The 16,972-nt window shown below is 50.5% G+C and carries 20 protein-coding genes and 2 pseudogenes; 9 read left to right on the top strand and 13 right to left on the bottom strand.

The window, feature by feature from the left end; translation table 11 throughout:
• Nucleotides 1-23: 23 nt before the first annotated feature.
• Nucleotides 24-380: a MerR family transcriptional regulator gene (locus CHU32_RS15685; RefSeq protein WP_103676333.1), complete on the bottom strand. Its 357-nt coding sequence runs from the start codon at nucleotides 378-380 to the stop codon at nucleotides 24-26.
• A gap of 85 nt (nucleotides 381-465) precedes the next feature.
• On the opposite strand from CHU32_RS15685, the gene CHU32_RS15680 reads away from it, so the two are divergent.
• The 4 genes from CHU32_RS15680 (at nucleotide 466) to CHU32_RS15665 (ending at nucleotide 5,296) form a co-directional block, all read left to right on the top strand.
• A complete protein-coding gene (locus tag CHU32_RS15680) occupies nucleotides 466-1,362 on the top strand; it encodes an alpha/beta fold hydrolase (RefSeq protein WP_103676334.1) in 897 nt (298 codons plus the stop codon).
• Nucleotides 1,363-1,641: 279 nt separating this feature from the next.
• Complete coding sequence (gene melR, locus CHU32_RS15675) at nucleotides 1,642-2,571, top strand: transcriptional regulator MelR (protein ID WP_103676335.1); 930 nt, start codon at nucleotides 1,642-1,644, stop codon at nucleotides 2,569-2,571.
• Between the two features lie 38 nt (nucleotides 2,572-2,609).
• A complete protein-coding gene (gene nhaC, locus CHU32_RS15670; protein WP_103676336.1) occupies nucleotides 2,610-4,064 on the top strand; it encodes a Na+/H+ antiporter NhaC in 1,455 nt (484 codons plus the stop codon).
• 44 nt (nucleotides 4,065-4,108) lie between these two features.
• Nucleotides 4,109-5,296, top strand: coding sequence for a MalY/PatB family protein (locus CHU32_RS15665; RefSeq protein WP_103676337.1), 1,188 nt, complete (start codon nucleotides 4,109-4,111; stop codon nucleotides 5,294-5,296).
• A 60-nt stretch (nucleotides 5,297-5,356) separates the two neighbouring features.
• Here the strand turns inward: CHU32_RS15665 and CHU32_RS15660 are convergent, their stop codons facing one another.
• From CHU32_RS15660 to CHU32_RS15645, 4 genes and pseudogenes are all read right to left on the bottom strand, one after another.
• On the bottom strand, nucleotides 5,357-6,085 hold the full coding sequence (locus tag CHU32_RS15660; protein ID WP_103676338.1) for a retron system putative HNH endonuclease: 729 nt from the start codon (nucleotides 6,083-6,085) through the stop codon (nucleotides 5,357-5,359).
• Nucleotides 6,082-6,291, bottom strand: coding sequence for a hypothetical protein (locus CHU32_RS15655; RefSeq protein ID WP_133159253.1), 210 nt, complete (start codon nucleotides 6,289-6,291; stop codon nucleotides 6,082-6,084). The genes CHU32_RS15660 and CHU32_RS15655 overlap by 4 nt, the downstream gene beginning before the upstream one ends.
• A pseudogene (locus CHU32_RS15650) lies at nucleotides 6,288-7,479 on the bottom strand (AAA family ATPase). Before CHU32_RS15650 ends, CHU32_RS15655 begins: the two are co-directional and overlap by 4 nt.
• 165 nt (nucleotides 7,480-7,644) lie before the next feature.
• Complete coding sequence (locus CHU32_RS15645) at nucleotides 7,645-7,932, bottom strand: SymE family type I addiction module toxin (RefSeq protein ID WP_103676340.1); 288 nt, start codon at nucleotides 7,930-7,932, stop codon at nucleotides 7,645-7,647.
• 126 nt (nucleotides 7,933-8,058) lie between these two features.
• Between CHU32_RS15645 and CHU32_RS15640 the strand changes: the two genes are divergently transcribed.
• Both CHU32_RS15640 and CHU32_RS15635 read left to right on the top strand, forming a co-directional pair.
• Complete coding sequence (locus CHU32_RS15640; RefSeq protein WP_103676341.1) at nucleotides 8,059-8,250, top strand: toxin-antitoxin system HicB family antitoxin; 192 nt, start codon at nucleotides 8,059-8,061, stop codon at nucleotides 8,248-8,250.
• 104 nt (nucleotides 8,251-8,354) lie between these two features.
• Entirely contained in the window at nucleotides 8,355-8,648 is a 294-nt protein-coding gene (locus CHU32_RS15635; RefSeq protein ID WP_103676342.1) for a YciI family protein, read from the top strand.
• 12 nt (nucleotides 8,649-8,660) lie between these two features.
• Here CHU32_RS15635 and CHU32_RS15630 read toward each other — a convergent pair.
• Nucleotides 8,661-8,816 (bottom strand): annotated as a pseudogene (locus tag CHU32_RS15630) (transposase); the annotation flags it as partial.
• 33 nt (nucleotides 8,817-8,849) lie between these two features.
• Here CHU32_RS15630 and CHU32_RS15625 point away from each other — a divergent pair.
• Nucleotides 8,850-9,212 (top strand): putative DNA binding domain-containing protein, encoded by a 363-nt coding sequence (locus tag CHU32_RS15625; protein WP_245880227.1) that lies wholly within the window; start codon nucleotides 8,850-8,852, stop codon nucleotides 9,210-9,212.
• Nucleotides 9,213-9,831: 619 nt separating this feature from the next.
• Here CHU32_RS15625 and CHU32_RS15615 read toward each other — a convergent pair.
• The 7 genes from CHU32_RS15615 to CHU32_RS15585 all read right to left on the bottom strand — a co-directional run bounded on the left by CHU32_RS15615 (nucleotide 9,832) and on the right by CHU32_RS15585 (nucleotide 15,428).
• Nucleotides 9,832-10,374 carry a shikimate kinase gene (locus CHU32_RS15615; RefSeq protein WP_103676343.1) on the bottom strand — a complete coding sequence of 181 codons (543 nt, stop codon included), beginning with the start codon at nucleotides 10,372-10,374 and terminating at the stop codon, nucleotides 9,832-9,834.
• A 264-nt stretch (nucleotides 10,375-10,638) separates the two neighbouring features.
• Nucleotides 10,639-11,337: a hypothetical protein gene (locus CHU32_RS15610; RefSeq protein ID WP_103676344.1), complete on the bottom strand. Its 699-nt coding sequence runs from the start codon at nucleotides 11,335-11,337 to the stop codon at nucleotides 10,639-10,641.
• Nucleotides 11,338-11,712: 375 nt separating this feature from the next.
• A complete protein-coding gene (locus CHU32_RS15605; RefSeq protein WP_103676345.1) occupies nucleotides 11,713-14,046 on the bottom strand; it encodes a primase-helicase zinc-binding domain-containing protein in 2,334 nt (777 codons plus the stop codon).
• A gap of 14 nt (nucleotides 14,047-14,060) precedes the next feature.
• A complete protein-coding gene (locus CHU32_RS15600) occupies nucleotides 14,061-14,381 on the bottom strand; it encodes a DUF5375 domain-containing protein (protein WP_103676346.1) in 321 nt (106 codons plus the stop codon).
• A complete protein-coding gene (locus CHU32_RS15595) occupies nucleotides 14,378-14,611 on the bottom strand; it encodes a hypothetical protein (RefSeq protein WP_103676347.1) in 234 nt (77 codons plus the stop codon). Before CHU32_RS15595 ends, CHU32_RS15600 begins: the two co-directional genes overlap by 4 nt.
• Nucleotides 14,608-15,165, bottom strand: a complete 558-nt coding sequence (locus CHU32_RS15590) for a host cell division inhibitor Icd-like protein (RefSeq protein WP_103676348.1) — start codon at nucleotides 15,163-15,165, stop codon at nucleotides 14,608-14,610. Before CHU32_RS15590 ends, CHU32_RS15595 begins: the two co-directional genes overlap by 4 nt.
• Complete coding sequence (locus CHU32_RS15585) at nucleotides 15,162-15,428, bottom strand: helix-turn-helix transcriptional regulator (protein WP_176691660.1); 267 nt, start codon at nucleotides 15,426-15,428, stop codon at nucleotides 15,162-15,164. Before CHU32_RS15585 ends, CHU32_RS15590 begins: the two co-directional genes overlap by 4 nt.
• A 559-nt stretch (nucleotides 15,429-15,987) precedes the next feature.
• Between CHU32_RS15585 and CHU32_RS15580 the strand changes: the two genes are divergently transcribed.
• Both CHU32_RS15580 and CHU32_RS15575 read left to right on the top strand, forming a co-directional pair.
• Complete coding sequence (locus CHU32_RS15580) at nucleotides 15,988-16,725, top strand: glycoprotein 3 (RefSeq protein ID WP_103676349.1); 738 nt, start codon at nucleotides 15,988-15,990, stop codon at nucleotides 16,723-16,725.
• A complete protein-coding gene (locus tag CHU32_RS15575; protein ID WP_103676350.1) occupies nucleotides 16,722-16,967 on the top strand; it encodes an ogr/Delta-like zinc finger family protein in 246 nt (81 codons plus the stop codon). Before CHU32_RS15580 ends, CHU32_RS15575 begins: the two co-directional genes overlap by 4 nt.
• The last annotated feature ends 5 nt before the right edge of the window (nucleotides 16,968-16,972 follow it).

The following is a 16,972-nucleotide window of genomic DNA, read 5'->3' as shown; positions in this document are numbered from 1 at the left end:
GATGTCATTCACTGAACGCAATATCAGCCGTTTTCGCCTTGCTTCAGTGTTTTCATCAGTCGCGCTCGCCGACGCTCCAGTTCACCAATCTGCCGTTCTATTTCCGCCAGTCGCTGATGTTGTATCGCCTGGGTTTCCGGGCAAAACGCCGCGCCTTCAATCAGCCGCATACAGTCAGGGAAACGGCGGATTTCCGCGATGCTGAACCCGGTACCAATCAGCCGCTGGATCTGCCGCACCTGCGCTATGGCCTCTTGCGGGAAATAGCGGTAGCCGTTACAGGCGCGGGCCGATGTCAGCAGACCGTGACTATCGTAATGCCGAATCGAACGCACGCTGACGCCCGTTTTTGTTGCCAGCTCGCCAATGGTTAACTGCATAACTCACCTCTGTGAATGCCGCTTGACTCTGACATTAATGTCAGGGTTCAGCATAGCGCGTGACTACTTAACTGAGGAGCGTTTTATGCTGTTATTCATTTTTCGTCGCGCGGTCGTTCCGCTGTTCCTGCTGCTGTTTTCAACGACCCTGCTTGCGCAGGTTAAACACTATACCGTTACCGCGCCGGACGGCGTCACCCTGGCCGTCCAGGAGAGCGGCAACCCGGATGGCAGGCCGGTTATTTTTATTCATGGCCTGCTGGGCAGCCATCTGAACTGGGAGAAACAGATTGAGGATGCGCAGCTGCAACGTTATCGGCTGATTACCTTTGATCTGCGTGGTCATGGTCTTTCGGCTAAGCCGGAACAGGAAAGCGCTTACCGCGACGGGGCGCGCTGGGGGGCGGATCTGGCGGCGGTCATTGAAGGCAGTCATGCGGATAAGCCGCTATTGGTTGGCTGGTCACTGGGCGGCGTGGTCATCACCCGCTATCTGGAAGCTAATGGCGATGCCCGCATCAGCGGCGCGGTCTACGTCGACGGCGTAGTCGAGCTGACGCCCGACCAGATCCCGGCGCATCCGGACGTTTACCAGGATATGACCGCCGGTGATTTGAAAACGCATCTGGAGGGTGAGCGCGCTTTCCTGCGGTTGTGTTTCTACCAACAGCCGGACAACGACACCTTCCAGCGACTGCTGGCAAACGCCGCGCTGGCCGCCTGGCCGATGCAGCGCGCCGTGCCGTCGCTACGCGTTTCTCTTGAAAAATCACTCACGCCTGCCCGCGTGCCGTTACTGTTTATTTATGGCAAGCATGACGCGCTGGTTAATCCGCAGGCCTCGCTGGCGCGGGCAAAGCAAGCGAATCCGCGTATACAGTCGATGATTTTCGACAACTCAGGCCATGCGCCGTTTATTGAAGAAAGCGACCGTTTTAACCGCGAGCTGAATGAGTTTATTGAGAGGCTCCAGGCGAAGTAACATTTTGGTTCTGACTATCCGCAGAGGGCGATGTTATCGGGCAACGGCGGTTTTCCTGTAAAAAGACGGTGTTAGCTGGTCACTCCTGTTAGCGCCTTTCCCACCCGTAAATCGTCAATTCTTCCTGAAAACTCAGAACCGTATTGAACCGTTCGAAAATATGATATTCCGGGCATGAATTCCTCAAAATGTAGAGAAAATGGAATTTTTTTTCGGGTAAGCTCTAAGGATGTGCTCGTATTGTGTGCTAATCAGCCTAACGATTCAGGATGTCTTACGATGGTAAATGCCAACATCCCAAAGCTACCTCATGATCCACATATGTGCCGTAGCTATGATAAACAAACCAAAAGCCCGCTTGCCCTGTATTCTGAGTCTCAGAAGATGGATGTCGAGCTGCGGGCACCGTTAGCGATGACATACAGCCACTGGCACGGGCAGATCGAGGTTAACGTCCCTTTTGATGGCGATGTGGAGTATCTGATCAATGATGAAGTGGTACACATCAATCAGGGCCACGTCGCGCTGTTTTGGGCCTGTACGCCTCATCAACTGACGAATCCGGGCCGCTGCACGCAAATGGCCATATTCAACCTTCCCATGCACCTGTTTCTGTCATGGCCTCTGGATCGCGAACTGGTAAACCATGTCACTCACGGGATGGTCATAAAATCGCTGGCGGTTCAGCCAATCGGCGTTATTGAAATCCAGCGCTGGCAGGATGAACTGAAAAGCCCTAACGTCGCGGTCCGGCAACTGGCGATTGATGAAATCGCGCTGATGTTAAAGCGTTTTAGCCTTTCCGGGTGGCGTCCGGTCTCGGTGAATAAAACCCCGCAGCCGCATAAAAACGGCACATCGCGGCATGCGCAGTTTTATGTCAGTCAGATGCTGGAATATATCGCCATGAATAATGATAAACCGCTGACCGTTAATGCCATTGCCGATCATGTTAAATTAAATCCCAATTATGCAATGGGCATATTTCAGAAATCCATGCAGCTTACCATGAAACAGTATATTACCACCCTGCGGATTAATCATGTTCGCGCCCTGCTGAGTGATACCGATAAACCGATTCTGGATATCGCCATGCTCGCAGGATTTAGCTCAAGCAGCCGCTTTTACAGTACCTTTAAAAATTATGTCGGCATGCCGCCAAAGCAGTACAGAAAGTATAGTCAGGAAAAACGTCATTATTTAATATAACAAATATCTATTGCCAACACAAATAACCGGAATAAAAAATGAATTCAGATAACTGTCATGCCACAGAGAAGCGGCCGCTTTTATTTTTCTGGTCGCTTTTCCCTGTAATTGTTATGCTTGGTGCCATCAGCGTTGGCTATTTTGTTTTTAATATTCGCGCAGAACCGATGATCCTTCTTGGAACCGCCGCCGCCGCGTTTGTCGGCATTGCGCATGGCTATACGTGGGATGATATATTAACGTCGATTTGCAGTAAGATTTCAGAGGCATTACCGGTTATTTTAATCGTGGCGAGCATTGGTTTTCTGATTGGGGCCTGGATGATATCAGGGACGATACCGATGATGATCTATTACGGCCTGAAAATTATTAATCCCCAGTATTTTTATATTTCTGCTTTTTTACTTGGGGCGCTTATTTCAGTCTGTACCGGCACATCGTGGGGATCTATCGGCACCATCGGCATTGCCATGATCGGCGTCGCTATCGGGCTGAATATGCCGCTGGCGATTGCTGCGGGCGCGATTGTGTCAGGATGCTGGTTCGGCGATAAATTATCTCCGGTCTCAGATTCAACCAATATGGCCGCGCTGGCGGCGGGCGTTAATTTATACTCCCATATCGGCCATCTGCTGTGGACCACCGGACCGGGTTTCATTTTATGCTGCATCGTATACGGTTATCTGGGGCTGAGCATTGATACGGCAGGCAGCACGCCGGACACCATCACCACCCTGATGACGTCCATCGGACAGGTATATCACTTCAATATTCTGCTGCTGTTACCGCCGGTCATTGTGCTGTACGGATCGCTGGCGAAAAAGCCGCCTATCCCGATGTTATTTTTATCAACCTTTGTGGCGGTATTGCTGGCACTCATATTCCAGCGCTTTTCCGCATCCTCTGTCGGTGAGGCTGTGGTCAGCGGATTCAAATTAACCATGGCGGATGGGCTGGATGCTTCCACGCTCTCTAAAGACTTACCGCGTCTGCTGGAGCGTGGCGGCGCAATCTCCATGTTCAGCAGCTTCGTCACCGTTTTTAGCGCATTCAGTTTTGCCGGGGCAATGAGCGCGACAGGCTCCCTGCGTAACGTTATTCAGGCGCTGACCAAAGGAATAAAATCCACCTTCAGGCTGGTATTAACCACCATCCTGACCTCAATGACGATCTGCGCCTGTACCGCCAACGGGACATTACCGCTGTTATTATGCGGGGATGCATTTAAGGAGGAATATAAAAGGCGGGGGCTGGCCACTAAAAACCTGTCAAGAACAACGGAAGATGCGGGAACCGTGGTCGAACCTATTATTCCCTGGTCGGCGTCGGGCGTTTATTGCGCGACCATGCTCGGCGTAGCGACACTGGATTATCTCCCCTGGGCGATATTATGTTATAGCGGCGTGATCTTCGCCTTATTATGGGCGGCTACCGGCATAGGTATTGCCCGCTATGAACCTGGCGACGATCCTGAATACGTGGCAGAACGCTGAAGCACTTTTTTCTCATTTACTACCCGGTTATACATGGAGCAATAATGTCTTTATTTGATAGTGTTGTCACACGCGATCCCATCAGCCGTAAATATGGGCAAATGAAGCAAATGTTTGGCACAGAGGATGTCCTGCCTCTGTGGATTGCCGATATGGATTTCAGGACACCCGCGCCCGTTCTCGATAGTCTTATTTCTGTCTCCTCGCAGCCGGTGCAGGGATATAATATGGACTATCCAGGCTGGAAAACATCGGTTGTTCGCTGGTATAAGAAGCAATACAACACCGATGTCAGCGAAGAGTGGCTGCATTTTATTCCTGGCGTAATAAAAGCCGTTGTTTTATCCGTATTAGCGCTCAGTAAACCGGGATATAACATTCTGACCTGTACGCCCATATACGATCCCTACAGGAATATGGTGTCCGGCTGCGGCAGAAATTTAATTCAATCCCGGCTGATTGAAAAAAACGGCACCTTTACATTTGACTGGCACGACTTCAGAAGCAAATTAAAAATGTGCCGCATTTTTCTGTTTGTTTCACCCCATAACCCTGGCGGAGTGGTGTGGGATCATGACACCCTTTCCCGGATAAAACGCTATTGCCACGAAGAAGGCGTTATTGTTGTCTCAGATGAAGTGCATTGTGACCTGACATTACCCGGCAAAAGTCATACGCCTTTTTTTGCCGTCGACCCTGCCCAGGATACTGCGGCTATTGTTCTGACCTCGATAGGTAAGACATTTAACGCTCCCGGTATTCAGGGCGGGATCATGATCGTCAAAAATACGGTGTTGCGGGACACGATTTTTCGCTTCCTTGATAATTGCTATCTTGCGGAAACCCATTATCTCCAGCAAGCCGCCATCTATGCTGCGTTTACCCAGTGTGACGACTGGCATCAACAACTTCTTACCTACCTGGCGGAGAATGTGGCGTTTGTCAGGAAGTCTATCGGCGAACACTGCCCCAAAATTTCAGTGATCCACGGCGGTGCATCTTATCTGCTTTTTCTGAATGCTGAACGGATGGGCCTCAGTGATGAAGCGCTTGCGGCTTTTTTCGTGAATAACGCAAAGCTGGGGCTTTCGCCGGGACTTCAGTATGGCGCAGGCGGGGAACGGCATATGCGTCTTAACGTCGGATGTCCGCGTGCGGTGCTGGCTGAGGCAATGGAAAAGCTTAGGGTGGCGTATGAGGCGGTGGAGGGTGTGAGTCGTCAGGCAGATTGAAAAACCGCGCTGTCGCTTTCAGCGGCAGCGACCCGCAATGAATAACGTACTGCTTTGATATTACTCAATTAATTCTGGGGCATGATTCTGTAATACTTGCTCAGCTTCTTGCCGGAAAAATTGTCGCGTAATACTAAAAAACTCATGAAGTTTATGATCGGCGGTTGGAACCAGATCAAGTCGAAGCAACTGTTGCAGATCCCAGCCTTTATTGATGTGCTCATCAAAAAGCTGCTCAAGTTCACGCCAGTGATTACGACGCTCGGTTTGTAGAAAGCCACTATTCAGATTTAATAGCGTAATGGTGTACTGTGCTTTCGCCTTTTCTTGCGCGTTCAGACTTTCTACGGGAACTATTCTGCCATCAGAAAGATAAGCAAAATAACGTGAGCAGTCGGAGATATGGCAATGAATAAATTCTGCTATATCGACTGAACGACTTTTCCCCTGAGCATGCCCACCAAAAGCGTTTTCACCGTACTGGTATAATCCGTTTTCTGAATCCAGGGCACTGGCGGCGAGATTTTGATAATCAAAAGTGCGTTCGGGTCGCTGACTCTTATTTTCGACATGCTCAATGTGATAGCCAAGACCACGCAAATCGGCACGTATTTCGCTGTAACAACAAAGGTGATACTGCTCGTTTAAGAGAAAATGCAACAACATTTGTTTATTGTGACTGCCAAATCGCTTCCAGCGCGTCCCGGCATCTTCCTGAGTTTGGGGCGGCTCCAGATTCTGCCGACTCAGTTCCCCACTGCCACGTCCGTGTTTAACTACATGCCTCATTGCGCTTTCCCTTTCAGCAGGTTCTGCCTGGCAATACTGCGCTGTAGACGTTGAAGCTGTGGATGCGCTTTGCCTAACGCCGCGTTTAATGCCGTCATTAGTTGCCGGGCTTCTGGCTCGTCGTATTTCCCCTGGTCGACCCATTCCGTCAGTTTTTGCAGATCGTCTTTTTCTTTGACAGGAGGCTGCGGATCAACGCCCATCACGCTGTGAAGGACATCACTACTTGGTTCGCCATAGGTAGAACCAGTCGGTACCGATGCCAGACCGTTGCCGTTTTCGTCCTGTTCAAGCAACCTGACAGAATCACGTTTTACCGTGCTGATGACCTGCGGACTGTGCGTCGTCACAATAAACTGGATCTGTGGAAATGCCGTGCGCAAGGACTGAATAATCTGCTGCTGCCATGCGGGATGTAGGAACATATCGACTTCATCGATCAGCACAATGCCCTGCGTTTTTAATGCCGCATCAGCACCCAGGTGCGGATTGAGTTTAACGCAACGAAAGGCGATATCCGCTACCATCGCCACCGCGTTACGCAACCCGTCACTGAGTTGGGCCAGCGGGATTTTACCGTGCTGAAGATGACTCATCACCAGTTGTTGATTGTGGCTGGAACTGTATTCCAGATCGTACCAGCCAGTGACCTGCTTCGTCAGCGTATTGATTGCCTGCTGAATAACCTGAATGGCATCTTTCAGCTTAGTAATACGAATATCTTCCGCAAGGTCGGTTGCTAGGTTTTCGAGTACCTTAATTTGATGCTCGCGATAGCTACGCCATAGCCAGCTATACCACTGCTCAAACTGCTTATAGTTAGACGTGGCAGAAAGCGTATCGTCATAACCTGACAGGCGTGAGAATGCGCTATTGTCCAGGCGCTGTTCCGCAGTATCGGGTTCGTAGCGTTCCTGATACCACAGCCGTGCGGTGCCGAGATAGAGCACTATTGGAAGGTCAACGTGCTGCTTCTCATTTTCGTCACGCACTCTCTGTTGTAGTTGCTCGCCCCAGTGAGTGAGCTGCGATGCAACGGTGTCAATGTGCGGTGGCAGGGCACCATGCTTTTCTAACTGCCATGTTGCCGCTTTTCCGCTTTCCCACTCGCCGGTGGCGGTGATAGCCGCGGATGATGACATTTCCATATTTAGCGCCTCGGGACGAAATACCAGGCGTAGATCTTCTGTGCGGATCTCCAGCGATTTATCATTCACCAGGAGGCTGGCATCAAAACCGCGAATAAAAGGAAACAGCGCCAGGCGAACTGCATCCAGCACGGTCGTTTTACCCGCGCCGTTTGGTGCAACCAGAATCGTAATGTGCTTATCAAAGGTGATATCAAGCTGCCTGAAACAACGGAAGTTAAGCAGTGAAAGTTTGTCGATTCTCATTACACCAGCCCCACCTGTTTGTATATCGGGTCATGATAACATTTATTGTTGGCAATAGAGTTAATCGCCTTGCCTGATGAAGCGGGAAGGGGCTGGCCACAGGATCGGCTGGTGAAGACGATTTTTAAGGCCGGACTGGGATTAATGCTTCCGGCCCCAAAACACTCAGACGCTTTCCAGCATTCCTTTCATTTCCGCCAGCGTGCGTTTGGTTTGGGTTAGCTCTTTGGTGAGCGTCTCTTCTCTGTCCGTCAAACCGACCAGCACAAGACAACCTGGCATTACCTTAAGCGTATAGTGATTACCGGTGTCAAAGCCTGCCTCGCGCAGCCATTTACCCGATAGCGTAATGCTGGGCGTGCTGGTATCAAGACATTTTGGACGATAGCCCACAATAAACGTGCGCTCGGGTTTGGTTGCGGGAAGGTCTGAGGTAGAATGCGCGGTAGCCATAATCAACTCCTTGATAGTTGGTGAGGGTTAGACGCTCCGGTTGTGTTGGTCCACATCGGAGCGTTGTCAGTGTAGGAGAGATTAGGTGGCCTCCTGTATGGTCAGAATAAATAGATAGGTGGCCCCATGTTAATCATATCGCGCGAAAAAAAACCAAAAGGCGGGGGGCAGTCACCACAGTTTAAAATGCGTATTGATCCAGCATTGAAGGAACAGCTTGATGCTGTTGCGGCTGAAGAAGGGGTAAGTCTCGCCAGTTGGTTGAAGGAACTGGCGAGGGAGGCTTTACGTAAGAAGAAGATTGAGCCTAAGGGTTAACAATATGGGTCTTCTCCGATCATGGTGGGAAATCATTTTGACAGTTCAACTTTACCTCCTCAGGTGCTAGCATTTTAAAGCTTTCTTTTTACCAGGACTTTAAAATGAGTATCATTTATGTTGTTGTTCTAACTTATATAAAACCGCTAGAAGAAGTTGATTCACAAATTCCTGAACACGTTGAGTGGCTGAAGAAAGGTTACTCAGATGGTGTGTTTCTTGCCTCAGGAAGGCGGATTCCGCGTAATGGTGGTGTCATTCTTGCAAAATGTGACGACATTGAATCTCTGGAAGCCCGACTTAGCCAAGATCCATTCCAGAAACGAAACATTGCTAAAGCTGAAATTATTCCCTTTGAGGCCACGATGAAAACTCAATTACTGGAAACTATTTTTTGAGTTTATCCCGGCTCAGTAGCTCATATTGAGCCGACCATAATGGAACATCACTCCCATCTTGAAACGCTCCCGGTTTCGATAACCTCTGGCTTTTATCCTCAGTAGCCTGATCTTGCTGTTCAGTGCTTCCGCATTGCCATTCGATACTCGATGACGCATAGCCGTAATGAAAGAATAGCTTCTCTCATGCGCAGGATGGGGATGTGTGAAGAACGGGGAAGCGGTATCGATAAAGTTGTTATTGAAACTGAAATTTATCAGCTCCCAGCCCCTCAGTTTGAAGTTTATCAGGAGCATACGAAAGTTACTTTGTTTGCTCATCGTGATTTTAAGGATATGGATAATGAGGAAAAAGTCAGAGCGACTTACCTCCATTGTGTACTGAAATACCTTGAAAAGGTTCCGATGAACAACACCACGCTGCGGGAAAGATTTGGTGTTGATGAAAAAAACAGCGCAATAATTAGCCGTATCATCAAGGAAGCAATGAAAGAAGGTCGTATCAAACAATACGATTCATCAGTAGGTACTAAGGCAATGCGCTACATTCCATTCTGGGCGTAGTGGAAGATTTGCTTGATGGTTGCTTGATTCTGGCCCCTGGTTTTAATACTGAATTATATTTTTATTATATAAAACAGAATGATAGAGTCTTTTTCGTCCTGCAAATTGCTTGATGGTTGCTTGATCCGAGCAATTTTCCACTCTCACAAAACGGTTTCATGTCAATCATCAGGGGTTTCAGCGGGTAATTCTGGGATTGAAGCCAGGGAAGGAATTTTGGCGGAGACAACAGAAGTAGTGTTGCATGTAACTTATTTAATTTATTTTTTTGTCGATGATTGGATTCAATTAGTTCCAAAAAACTGACGATTCCGCCCTTGTTAAACTTGTAAGTAAGGCTTACAGGTTGCGTTTTGCTCAAGTTTGCCTTTTTATAGAACGCATTGAGATGTTGCGTCACGGCTTGAGGAGTGATCTGATCGAGGCTGATGATAATTATCCGAGATAGCTACAACGTCTCTTGCTCAAAGCAACATTCAACGTGCACTTCATCGCTATCTGAAAAAGCAGATGTTATTCCCTTTCTTATTTTTTTGACAATTTTCACTGTCGCCTTCCACTACAGGCGAATAATCTGACGCTGTTAGTTGCTCCCCTGCTTTCTATGCACCTCAGTTCGCTAATCAGGACGCTTGTTAAGTTCATTTGCTATTTTAACAGCTATACATTCAGGTTTTTCCATTGAAAAAATTTTCAGATTTCCTGTCTCGATATACTCATTAAATCGTTGACTGAATTTCTCTTCTTCTTTTTCACGAACCAGAGAAAACCCCCGCTGAAGCTGCCGGTCTACAATGCATTTCAATGCTTCATCATAGTCTTGCGAAGGCATTAACAATACAGAAAAACCATTTTCACTTACCACTTTCTTATTGTTTTCTACTATGTCTGGACGAATGTCTGTGGATAAAAAACCTGAAGATAAAATAAATAATACATTATGCTCAGTATATTCAAGAAGTAATTTGTTGAGTAATGCGGAGTTTTGCTCAAGATAAGATTCATAGCCACAGGATTTTATATACTCTCTGATATTAGCTATCCTTTCACAGAATTCACTGTCGAGATCAAGCATAATATATCCGATCCTGTCAGACAGAAACTTACCGACAGTACTTTTACCTGCACCTCCAGGACCTATCAGAAAAATATGATCAGCCATACAACCTCTATTACCGCTATCGCATCATGTAAATCACTTTTTACTTGCACAATGCGGTTTTCACATTAGTCATCAGGCTTTTTAATGAATCGATCAGGGATTAGAAACGCATTGATCAAGGAAAGCATTTTGGCGGAGATCACAGGAGTTCTTTTTGTGGTTTAACTTATTGTTTTTCAAGTGATTTTTCATTGATTTGTCTTTGTGTTATACACATCTCTATACACATTGTCTCAAGTGTATGGTTCAATCTGACTGATCAAGCTAAAGTCTCTTCATCATCTCTAGAGCTGTTTCAATCAACTCTTCGGAAGGTTTAAATCTAGACATATGACGGACACATATTACAGGGATTTCCATATCATTTAGTACGGCTGAGAAAGCGAATGTTGTGTAATAACCCTTCTGTTGCGTATAGATGAGAGTGCTTGGATCTCCGAAGTGTTTTAGTAAAATATTTGCTGCTGAAAGGGATTGTAGACTGTTGCTATAAGCGACAATCAGTTCAGGCTCACACAGAGGGATTGTGACATTCTCAAAAAATCTTGTTGAGTATTTTACGAGTTGTTCGACAGTTAATTTGTGTCGACTCGCCTCTTGTTTGAGTGTTGAGGCATTGGTTGAGCACATCATTAAAGCATTCGTGAATACTACATCTTCCCATCTGTAACCGAGGCTGATAGGTATCTGTTGTAATCGCTTAGCCAGGTGAGTAATTCCCCATTCCCCTTGCGTCCCTAAATGTACATTCGAGACAAGAGGCTTTGAATGATCCTGCATAATAGATTGGCCGTTGGTCATATGAGAATCTGCCGACGAACCATTAAAACCCATCACAATGAGGCGTTTGCGGGTAGGTGGGGAGGCTATTAATTCAAAAGCAGAATCGTAAGGTCTGCCGGGCAAATCAGCCAAGCCATAGCGAGAAAGCCCTCCAAGAATAAAGTCTCTAGTTTTATCCATTATTCAAATTCTCTTGTGAAGCCTCATACCGACATCATACGCAAAAAAAGTTTTTTTGCATTTAACAGTTCACACTGTTCACCTTGATTATTTCTCATTTTAAATCATAGCGTTAAGTGGTGATGAGTTGGTGAAGAGTGAACAGTCGACTCTTCACCTTTGTGATTCGTGCGCGCGCAAGGTGCGCCGGGTCAGGCAAGGAGGGGGGGTAAAAAGTTTTTTTAGGTTTTACTGTTCACTCTGTTCACCTTTCATTTTTTTACAATAATTTCATTATGTTAAGTGGTGAACAGATGGTGAAGGGTGAACAGTCGATTGTTCACCTCAAGGAGCAATCAGACATAAAAAGACCGGCGGTTGCCGGTCTGAGGTAGGTTATGTCGCTGCGGATTCGTCGCACTTCGGCAGCCAGTCGCCGTTGCTGTCCTCCCTGAGCGTCAGGTTGGTCTGTGTCCCCTGCTTGGTGTGCCGCTTGTTATAGTTCAGCCCGTACTCTTTGAGCATCATCGGTAGCCCCAGCCCGAACATTTTCAGACTCAGCACATGCTTGTAACCGTTGGCCTCCATATAGACCAGATAGGCGTGATAGAGATAATTACGGGGCTGTCGCGGGATGATATTGGCATTCCCCATAAACATTCCGCTCGTCTGCGGCAGCGTTTCCAGATAGCCGCAAAAATCAAACGTCGGGTCAGCGTCGCGCTTGATGCTGAGTGCCTCGTCGGAGTTCTGCTGTGACTGGAGCAATGTACGCGCCGTCATCGGGTCGCTAAACTGCTGCATAAGCTGGCGCACGATGATGGCCAGCTCGCGTGCGATTTTGTCCTTAAGCTGCGGGTCGCGCTCCTCCGGGGCAATCTGCTCCGGGAAGTGAATGATGACCCGGCGACGGGACACACCGCCGCTGCGGTCGGTAAAGCGCATCGGGTTATTGTTCACGGCCAGAATCACCGCCGGGATATAGGCCGAATAGGCGTCGCGGTATTTCGGGTCGACCGACACGGCATCGCCGCCGGTGATGGCTTTAAGTCCCGCACCATCCCCGCTCCATTTCTCCTGGTCAGGCAGGCGTATCAGCGAGAAGCCAATCAACGCCGCGCGTTCGCGGGGTGATTCCAGCGTCTCGATGGTCGCTGACGTGGCGTTATCTTCCCCGGCGAGCAGGGTCGCAATTTCGGCGAGAATACTTTTCCCGCTCCCGCCGGGACCGGTGACTTCGAGAAAGAGCTGCCAGTCGTAGCGGTTCGCCAGCACCATAAACAGCGCAGCCAGAATCACATCGCGCTTTTCAGCATTGCCGCTGGCCGCGCGGTCGAGCCAGCGCCAGAAGTTTGGCGCGTGGGTTTCCAGCGTTTCGCCCTCGACCGGCGGGGTAAAGTCCACGTCGCACAGGGTGCGCAGCCAGTGCGATTTGCTGTGCGGACTGAACACGCCGGTGAGGGTATCGAGCACGCCGTTGCGAAAACCAATCAGACGACGCGCCGGGGCGGCCTGCTGCGGGATGATCAGTTTCAGGGTGTCGACCACGGAGGCAATTCTCCCCGACGAGAACGGGGCGCGCAGGCTCTGAAACAGCCCGGCCACGTCGCGCGCAAAATCCGATGGCGGGATAATTTTCCACGTCCCGGCTTCATAGCGGGACAGGAGCTGGCCATTGGCATCCACAGCCAGCGCTTCGCCGTAATGCTCATGCACCCGCATCGCTTTTTCACTGGTGCTCATGGCGGTAAATTCCGCCTCGCTCATGGTGTCGAACGGGCTTTGCGTCGCTGGCCTGATGGCACCGTAAATCGCTTTGCGCGTGGCGTCCTCGCCCTGCTGCATAAAGGCATCATTCCAGTCACCGAACACAGGCGGGAGAGCAACCGTGCCCTCACAGGCCTGTGCGGCGGCTGCGGCTCTGGTCTGGCCGTTCCCGCTGAGGTCGCGGTCGGCAGCGAGCACAATCTGACAGGCCGGGTGTTTCTGACGGGCAAGGCTCGCCAGAGAAAGAAGGTTCACGGACGAGAGCGCCACCATGACGGTTTCACCGGTCAGGTGATGCACGGTGAGTGCGGTCGCATAGCCCTCTGCTATCCACAGCCGTTTTCCTGCCTCTTTTTTCCCTTCGATGATATGGCATGCCCCTTTTACCGCTCCACCTTTCAGGGTGCGTTTGAGGCCGTCAGCATTAATGAGCTGAACGTTAACCACCGCGCCGGTCTCGTCCTGCAGCGGTACGATGACATCACCGGCGCGGTAGGTCACGCCGCCGGTTTTGTGCGTGGTGGTCAGCGTCAGGCATTCGCGCGCAGGAAAGCCCTTGCCGGTCAGGTAGGTATTGCCGGTGGCCGGTCGGGTTTTCTCCAGAAACTGTGCGGCAAGCGTGGCAGCGGCTTTGCGGCTGGCCTCGGTTTCGGCCTCAGCGGCGGCGATCACCTCCTCAGCAGCCGGCGGCAGACTGCCGGTCAGGGCGCTCACCTTCCCGGCGGCCTCGGAGGGCGACACGCCGAACACCTTCTCAACCAGTTTCAGGCCGTCACCTGCACCGCACTGGTTACAGAACCACGTGCCACGCCCCTCTTTATCATCAAAGCGGAAGCGGTCAGAGCCGCCGCACACCGGGCAGGCCTGATGTCGGTTTTTAATCACCTTCACACCCAGCGCCGGGAGAATACGTGGCCAGTGGCCGCATGCCTGTTTAACGGTTTCGGTTACGTTCATTTTCATTGTTGTGGTCTCCCTCAGTACAGTACCGGCGCGCTAATATGGCGGGCGCATAACTCATCCATCACGGTCAGCCCGAGAAAGGACAATGACGGGGCAGTCTTAAGCGGCCCGCCCTCTATTAAATCTTCCAGCAGGGCACAGGCAATCAGGCGGCCCTTTTCCTCGCCGTGCTGGCGCAGGTAGAAGCCCTCCAGCTCGGCGGCAATGGCACTTTCCAGCGATTCAAGGGTGAGGTGTGGATAACGGTGCTGACGCTCGCACACGGTCAGCCAGGCACAGGCCACGGCACGGCGATAAAGCGCGGCGCGTAATACAGGCGGCAAGGGCTGTTTCATGCGCGTATCTCCTCATTGAGCCAGCGCTGATTACAGCGCTCAACTACATCGTCGAGCCGGGCGGTCATCAGGTGAATAACGGAGGCGAGCTGCAACTGCTGTTCCGGCTCATGGCCTGCGGCGGCGGTGTCCTGCAACAGCAACATCTCACCAACGAAATGGCCGACGTTACGCAGGTGCTCAAGGCTCACAAGGTCAGCGTGCGTGATGGTCAGGGTCAGCTCTTTCATGCGCGCACCTCCGCAACCGGCAGGCGACCGGCAAACGACAGGACGTAATCACGAACAAGGGAACGGCGGGCTGAGCGCTCGTCACCGGCAACGGTGCGCAGCATACAGACATGAGGTTTACAGTCAGCACGACGGATAGCTGCAAAAACAAAGACGAACTGAGGGTATGTCGGGGTGAGGATAGTAGCCATGACGGCAGCCTCCAATAAGTAGCGGTTATTGCCACCACCGGAGTTCCTACACTCATGGGTGGTGACCCGGACGGGGGTAGGAATACCGGCCTTATTGGAAACCGGCCAGCCCGAAGGCTGCCCCGCCCGGACCACCATTATCTCTGAAGAACCATGATGTATGAGAAAACACCACAGCCCGGAAAATGGGTGTGCCTGAGCCACGACGTAAAAAAAGACGCACGGCGCGTCTGGTGTCGCCAATAAGTAACTCGGGTTCCTACGCCCGGCTGTCGATTTTGCGACAGCGGGAAAACTGTACCAGGAAACACACAACAGATGCAAGCCAGAAAAAGGGGCTGTTTGCTGAACGGCCATCATCATGCGTCACAACCCCGGTTACGGTCGGCAATACGGTCAGCCATCCAGGCGGTGATTTCGCTGTGCAGCCAGGCAACATTTTTGCCCCCGAGTGAGACCTGCTGCGGAAAAGCATTCCGGCTGATGAGGTCGTAAATGGTGGAGCGAGACAGACCGCACAGGTGCATCACTTCAGGCAGGCGTAAAAAACGTTCCTGAACCGAATCCGGGACAGGCATTAACGGGGCGGCAGAAGAAGAAGACGGGGAAGAAAAAGCAGAGTGCATCGGGCTACCTCATAAAGTCCATACAGTGCCGGTCGTGTCCGTCCGGCTTCGGGTAGCTCTCTATTTTGTGAATATTTTTCCTCAGGGCAACAAGTCATTTTGTATTCACCCACCACACAACAGGCTAATTCTTATACAAAAAATTATGCTGGCTTATATTGGCCATTATTGACCTTCATTGGCCGTTGTTGGCAAAGTGATTTATAACGAAATAGATTTTATTAGGGGTAACCTATTCCAAACAAATCTAGATATCTCAAAAGACAGACAGTCGTTAATAAACATTAAGGTGAACAGTGGTGAACAGACAGTGAACAGTTAAATCTCGATTGTTCACCCTATAATTTATTGTATTTACTATCTTTTTTCTAAAGGTGAACAGAGTGAATAGTTAACAGTAAAAAAACAAACGATGAGTAAGGGTTTCCTGTGACCTTTTTCTGGCAAGCCGGGTTTTTAATGTCTGTTTGTGCCATGTTTGCCACAACCGCAATGAATCGTGTTGTTGTCTGGTACGCGGCAGAATCTGCTCATGTTGAAAAAGCAGAGGAATACAATCATGACCGAAAAAACTATTTTGCCCCTTTATCTGGAATCAGCACTCGGGCGTCTGGACACCGCGAAAGCCGCCCATCTGGAAAACGCCGGTAAGCTTGATGAAACCGAAACGGCCATCAGCCGTGCCCGCGAACAAAAAGCAGAGCTGGAGCAGGAAAACGGCAGCAGTGCCAGCGCATGGCGTGATGCCTTCCGCGCCGGTGGTGCTGTACTTACCGATGAGCTGAAGAACAGCCATATTGAGCGCGTGGCGCGCCGCGAACTGGCGCAGGAGTGTGACAACCTGGCGGAAGTGCTGGAGTATGAACGCGACCGTCTGAGAGGCTCCTGTGACGTCACAGCGCGTGAATACCGGCAGGCTCATCTTGATGTACTGATGCAGTACGCCGGACATGAACTTGATGAGGCGCTGAAAAAGACATGCGGCGCACTTGTCCGGGCCATGAAACTGAAAATACTGGCGCTGGATAACCCGCTTGCCAACACCACCGGTAATCAGGGCTATGTCGGGCCGGAAACGGCCGTCATGCAGGAGGTTAAAGCGTGGCTTGAACAGCAGGTCAGCGCCCACCATATCCGCCTTGCCGATGAGCCGGTGCTGTACAAAACCGGGCTGTCATCTGCTTCCCTGCCTCATATGGAGCATGGCCTGGCCGATTCGCTGGGTAAAAGAAAAGTGCATCACGAGAAACTGCGTCAGCGCGGGGCTGACCTGAAAGCGCGGGGGCTGCTGCCATGATGCGCTGCCCGTTCTGTAAAAAATCAGCGCACGTGCGCACCAGTCGCTATCTGTCCGAGAATGTGAAGCAGAGCTATCTGCAATGCGTCAATGTGTTCTGCTCAGCCACATTCCGCACTACCGAATCGATTGATGAGGTGATACGGCCACCGGCGGAAGCACAAGCGCCCACACCGGCACCCGCCGCCACACCTGCCCCGCGTAAGGTGCGTGGCTGCTACAGCTCGCCGTTCAGTCACTGACAGGA

This window comes from Superficieibacter electus (genome assembly GCF_002915575.1).
Classification (GTDB): domain Bacteria; phylum Pseudomonadota; class Gammaproteobacteria; order Enterobacterales; family Enterobacteriaceae; genus Superficieibacter; species Superficieibacter electus.
The sequence above is the reverse complement of the archived record's forward strand: the minus strand, read 5'-3'. Positions and strand labels throughout refer to the sequence as shown.